This is a genomic window from Dietzia sp. Cai40 (assembly GCF_014145165.1).
Classification (GTDB): domain Bacteria; phylum Actinomycetota; class Actinomycetes; order Mycobacteriales; family Mycobacteriaceae; genus Dietzia; species Dietzia natronolimnaea.
On record NZ_JAALEB010000424.1, the window covers coordinates 1 to 5455 of the forward strand.

Sequence of the window (5455 nt, forward strand, 5' to 3'; positions counted from 1 at the left end):
TCCGGGGGAGCCTCCAGGAAAGGCCGCAGCTCGAGCCACTCGTGGATCGGCTCCCCGCCCGCCCCCGGGGCCGCAGATAGCTCGCCCGCGAGCTCGAGGGCCCGCTCGTAGCTGGCGGTCTCGATGATCATCCAGCCGGCGATGAGGTCCTTGGTCTCGGGGAACGGGCCGTCGGTCAGCGGCGGGCGGCCCTCGCCGTCGTACCGCACCCACGTCCCCGACTCCGACAACGCGTTGGCGTCGACGAACTCGCCGGACTCCTCCAGCCGAGCGGCGAAGTCGTTCATGTACTGGATGTGGGCGGACACCTCCTCGGGCGCCCACTCGGTCATGGGCACGTTATTGGGTGGCTCCGGGGCACCCCGGTAGTGCTTGAGCAACAGGTACTTGGCCATGGCGATCCTCCTCGTACTGTGCGACCCAGTGTGGTCGCTGCACTAGGGGGACGGAACCGGATCCGGGTTCTCGACATGAGCGACCAGATCGGTCACACCGTGGTCATGTGCGGGCCAATCGTGCCGGGTCGAGGTCGAGGCGGCGCAACAGCTGGGCGTTGAGCGCCACCACGATGGTCGAGACAGACATGAGGATCGCCGCGACCGCGGGGGAAATCGCCACGCCGACAAAGGCCAGAACCCCGGCGGCCAACGGCACAGCGATGACGTTGTACCCCGTTGCCCACACCAGGTTCTGCCACATTTTGCCGTAGCTGGCATGGGAGAGGTCGATGATAGACAGGACCGCCCGCGGGTCGTTCGCGGCGAGCACCACCCCGGCGGATTCGATGGCCACATCGGTCCCGGCACCGATCGCCACGCCCACATCAGCGCGAGCCAAGGCGGGGGCGTCATTGACCCCGTCGCCGACCATCGCCACCCTGTGCCCGCGCTTCTGGAGCTCGGTGACCTTGGCGTCCTTGTGCTCGGGAAGCACCTCGGCGAACACCTCGTCAATCCCGAGGTCCGTGGCCACGGCGTCCGCGACCTGCTGGGCGTCGCCGGTGATCATGGCGACCGAGACCCCACGGGCGTGCAGGGCGTCGATCGCCTGCCGGGACTCCTCCCGCACGGCGTCCTCGAGCGCGACGGCCCCCAGGATCCGGTCACCTTCGGCGACGTGCAACACCGACGCCCCGCGCGACACCCACTGCTCGGTCACCTCCGCGACGTCGGTGGGAATCGACAACCCCAGTTCGTTGAGCATGGCGGGACCGCCGACGCTGGCCTCGGTGCCATCGACACGGGCGCGGACCCCACGGCCTGGCAGGGACCGGAAATCGGTGGCGGCGATCCGCTCGCCGGCCGGCACCCGGTCATCGGCCGCCGCGACGATAGCCCGGGCGACGGGGTGTTCACTGTCGGCCTCGACCGCCGCCGCCAACGCCAACACCCGCTCCCCGGTGACCCCGCGCGCGGCGGTGACTCCCGTGACCCGGTGCTGGCCCTCGGTCAAGGTGCCGGTCTTGTCGAACAGGACCACATCGACGGTGCGCATGCGTTCGAGCGAGAGCCGGTCCTTGACCAACACCCCGGACCTGGCCGCTCGTTCGGTGGAGATCGCGATCACAAGTGGAATAGCCAACCCCAGCGCGTGGGGACAGGCGATCACGAGCACGGTCACCGTGCGCACCACGGCCTCGTCGACGTTGCCGAGCAACGCCCAGACCGCAAACGTGAGGATGCCCACGACCGTGGCGAAATAGAACAGGAACGCCGCGGCCTTGTCTGCCAGAGCTTGCGCTCGGGACGAGGAGGCCTGGGCGTCGGCGACCATCCGCTGGATGCCGGCCAGAGCCGTGCTCTCGCCCACCGCGGTGATCCGAACCCTCAGCGCGCTGTCCGTCGCAACGCTTCCGGCGACCACGGTGTCGCCGGCTTCTCTGGTGACCGTCTTGGATTCGCCGGTGATCATCGATTCATCGACTTCGGCACGGCCGTCGGTGACCGTGCCGTCGGCGGGCACCCGCGCTCCTGCGCGCACGAGCACCAGGTCCCCCAACTCGAGGTCCGGAAGCGGAACTGCGACAGTCCCGGAATCCGTGATCTTCTCCGCCGAGTCCGGCAGCATGGCCGCCAGCGCATCGAGGGCTCCCGAGGCCGAGCCGAGCGCGCGCATCTCGAGCCAGTGCCCGAGCAGCATGATCACGATAAGCAGCGCCAGTTCCCACCAGAAGTCCAGCTCGAACCCGCCGAGGCCCAAGGTGGTGATCCAGGAGGCGACAAAGGCGACAGTGATCGCCATGGAGATCAGCAGCATCATCCCCGGGCGGCGCGAGCGGAGTTCGGCCCAGCCGCCCGTGAGGAACGGGGTGCCGCCGTAGAGGAAGATCACCGTGCCCAGCACCGGGGCGATCCACATGGCGCCGGGGAAATTCGGCATGGTGTAGCCGAGCAGATCGGCGACCATGTGGCTGAAGTACACCACCGGGATCGCCAGCACCAGCGACGCCCAGAAGCGACGGCGGAACATCTCCCCGTGTGCCCCGTGCCCAGCGTGTCGATCGTGGCCCCCGTCCTCGCCGTGCCCGCCCGGCCCGACATGGGCGACGTGCTCGCCGTGCTCGGCGGGGGGCGGGCTGTGAACCTCGGCGCCGTGGCCGTGTCTGGTCGGCGCCGGGTTCGGTTGCGCGGGTCCGTGTTCCGGATGCGACATCAATAGCCTCCTGGGAGTGGCGGGGCTCAGGGGTTCGGCTGTCTTGGGTGTTTCAGGGTGTTCACTAGGCCAGGTAGGACAGGGTGGTCATCATCCCGGCCTCCTGGTGATAGGCGTTGTGGCAGTGAAGCGCCCACTGGCCGGGGTTGTCGGCATCGAATTCGATCTCCACGGTGCGCATCGGTCTGATCGTGACGGTGTCCTTGCGCAGCCCGGTATCGGGCAGAGCGAAGGTGTGTCCGTGCAGGTGCATGGGGTGGAACATGTCCGACATGTTGCGCATCCGCATACGAACCCGTTGCCCTTCGTTGACGTCCAACGACGTGATGTCGGGGTGAGCGCGGCCGTTCAGGGTCCACCTGTACGGCGACATGGTCCCGCCCATGTCCAGACTGTGGTAAACGTCGTGCCCCTTCTCTTCCAGTCGGACGTCCGCGCGAGGCGCCAGATCGGTGCCGAACAGCACCTGCCGGTCCAGCTCGTCGGGTCGGGACCGGGTAGGCAGGTCGCCCGCAGCGGTGCGCACCAGTGCCTGCCCGTGACCGGTCTTGCCCTCGGCCTGCGCGAACAACGGGAAGACGCCGTCGCCGAGGGTGACGAGCACATCGAACCGCTCGCCCATCCCGACCATCAGTGCATCGGTATCCTGCGGCACGACCGGGAAGCCGTCGGTGTGGGTGATGGTCATCCGGTGCCCGCCCAGGGCCACGCGGAAGGCGGTATCAGCACCGGCGTTGATGAGGCGGATACGCGCTCGCTCCCCGGGTGTCGCGTTGAACACCATCGGGTCCTCCGGGACCCGCCCATTGACCAGGTAGAGCGGATAGCTCACGTCCCCGGCGCCGCCGAGCATCGGCGAGAGCATCGTCTCGGAACCCGTGTCCGTGGCGCCCATACCTCTCATGCCGCCGTGGTCCATCGCGCCCATTCTTCCCATCCCAGATCCGCTGCCCATACCTGCGGCGTCACCGATGCCCAGGTCGCGGGCAACATCGTCGGGGGTGCGACCGGTGCCGTCGAGCCAGTCGTCGAGCACCACGATCCACTCGTGCTCATGGTCACCGGGCTCGTTCGGGTCGTCGACGATCAGGGGCCCGTAGAGTCCGCGGTCGAGTTGGAGCCCGGAGTGCGAATGATAGAAGTACGTGCCCGCGTGCGGGACGGTGAACTCGTAAGCGAACCGACCGCCGGGGGCGATGGGGTCCTGAGTCAGGCCGGGTGCCCCGTCCATGTCGTTGCTCAGTGCCAGTCCGTGCCAGTGCACGCTGGTTTCCGCCGGCAGCTGGTTGTCCACCTCCACCTTGAGCAGATCCCCGACACGGGCACGCAGTAGCGGCCCGGGCAGGCTAGGGTCGTAGCCCCAGGTGGAGACGACGCGTCCACCGAGATCCACGTCGACCGGACGCGGCGTCAACCGCGCTGAGACCACCCGTTGGCCCGCGCTGCGGCGCGCCAGCTCGGCACGACGGACAGCGTCCGACAAGGGCTGCACGGGGGTACCGGTCGGCGGGCCCGCTCCGGAACAGGCGACGAGCGCCCCGGCCCCGGCGAGGGCTGAACCGAGGAGGAAGGACCGGCGGGTCAGCTCAGACACGGGGCCGCCCGTGCTCGGGTTTCGTCGGTACGGAGTTGCCGGAGCGCGTCAGCTCCTCTCGGCGGGCCACGAACTCGTCGGAGCCGATCTCTCCGCGGGCGAAACGCACTTCGAGCACTCGAAGCGGATCGGCCTCCGGCGCGGTGCGTCCGTGCCCCCCGGAACGGTCATTACGGAACATCATGGCCAGCATGGACAGCACTGCCGCCCAAAACACGAGCATGCACACCGCCATGATGATCCACCCGGTGGCACTCAGCTGACCCGACCAGCCCATCATGGTCGTCACCGTCCTTCGGTTGGTGACATCAGCATCGCGCGTGCACGCACCAGTTCAGGTAGAGGTCGCGTGAAGTTTTGATCAAGAAGGCCGGCCGCTGCATCGGCGGTGGACACTGTCCCCCGGAACCTGTCGCCCGGCCGCCGAACCACACCACAATTCCGCACCCCAGGCGGACAATGACCGCGTGAACACGACCGAGGCGGAGACCTACCGCCGCGAGATCCTCGGCTACTGCTACCGCTACTTCGGCTGTATCGCGGAGGCCGAAGACGCAACGCAGGAGACGATGCTGCGTGCGTGGAGGGCGCGGGATGGCGCCGAATTCGGCGGCCGCTCGTCGCTGCGTACGTGGCTGTATTCCATCGCCACCCACGTCTGCCTGGACATGGCTCGCGCGCCGCAGCGACGCAGCCTTCCGGTGGACCTCAACGAGCCCGGCCGCGTCCCAGACGACCCCACGTCGCTGGCCACCATGCCCGAGCAGATGTGGATCGGCCCGGCGAGCGACGCCCATCTCGGCGTCGACCCGTCCGCCACCGCCCTCGCCCGCGAATCGGTCCGGCTCGCCTTTGTCGCCGCGCTGCAGTTCCTGCCACCCCGGCAGCGGGTCGTGCTGATCCTCCGCGATGTCCTGGTGCTCTCGGCGGCGGAGTGCGCGGACCTCCTCGACATGTCCGTGGCCTCGGTCAACTCCGCACTCGCCCGGGCGCGCAAGACCATGGCCCAGCACGGGGCCACTCTCCCAACCGACACCGCGGACGACGCCCCCGCCTACGACACCCGGCTTCTCGAGAAGTACGTCGCCGCCTTCGAGGCCTACGACGTCGACCGCCTAGGGCGTGTCTCCCATAGCTGAGCGGTGACCCGCGAGACCGTGGCCGTATGGGTCAGACGAAGTCACGATTTCGCCAGTTCACCGACGAGCA

Annotated in this window: 5 protein-coding genes; 1 reads left to right on the forward strand and 4 read right to left on the reverse strand. The window is 68.5% G+C overall.

What is annotated here, in order from left to right; translation table 11 throughout:
• The 4 genes from G6022_RS14845 to G6022_RS14860 form a co-directional block, all read right to left on the reverse strand.
• Nucleotides 1-395 (reverse strand): YciI family protein (locus G6022_RS14845; protein ID WP_182691873.1); only part of this gene is annotated, 395 nt, incomplete at its 3' end.
• A gap of 103 nt (nucleotides 396-498) precedes the next feature.
• A complete protein-coding gene (locus tag G6022_RS14850) occupies nucleotides 499-2469 on the reverse strand; it encodes a copper-translocating P-type ATPase (protein WP_241730667.1) in 1971 nt (656 codons plus the stop codon).
• Nucleotides 2470-2716: 247 nt separating this feature from the next.
• Nucleotides 2717-4246, reverse strand: a complete 1530-nt coding sequence (locus G6022_RS14855) for a multicopper oxidase domain-containing protein (RefSeq protein WP_182640107.1) — start codon at nucleotides 4244-4246, stop codon at nucleotides 2717-2719.
• Entirely contained in the window at nucleotides 4239-4526 is a 288-nt protein-coding gene (locus G6022_RS14860; RefSeq protein WP_095718239.1) for an SHOCT domain-containing protein, read from the reverse strand. The genes G6022_RS14855 and G6022_RS14860 overlap by 8 nt, the downstream gene beginning before the upstream one ends.
• A 115-nt stretch (nucleotides 4527-4641) precedes the next feature.
• On the opposite strand from G6022_RS14860, the gene G6022_RS14865 reads away from it, so the two are divergent.
• Nucleotides 4642-5385: an RNA polymerase subunit sigma-70 gene (locus tag G6022_RS14865; RefSeq protein ID WP_182640113.1), complete on the forward strand. Its 744-nt coding sequence runs from the start codon at nucleotides 4642-4644 to the stop codon at nucleotides 5383-5385.
• Nucleotides 5386-5455: the final 70 nt, after the last annotated feature.

Coding starts and splice junctions, on each gene's coding strand:
- G6022_RS14850 (WP_241730667.1), bottom strand. CDS start 2,469: ATGTTCCGCCGTCGCTTCTGGGCGTCGCTGGTGCTGGCGATCCCGGTG.
- G6022_RS14860 (WP_095718239.1), bottom strand. CDS start 4,526: ATGATGGGCTGGTCGGGTCAGCTGAGTGCCACCGGGTGGATCATCATG.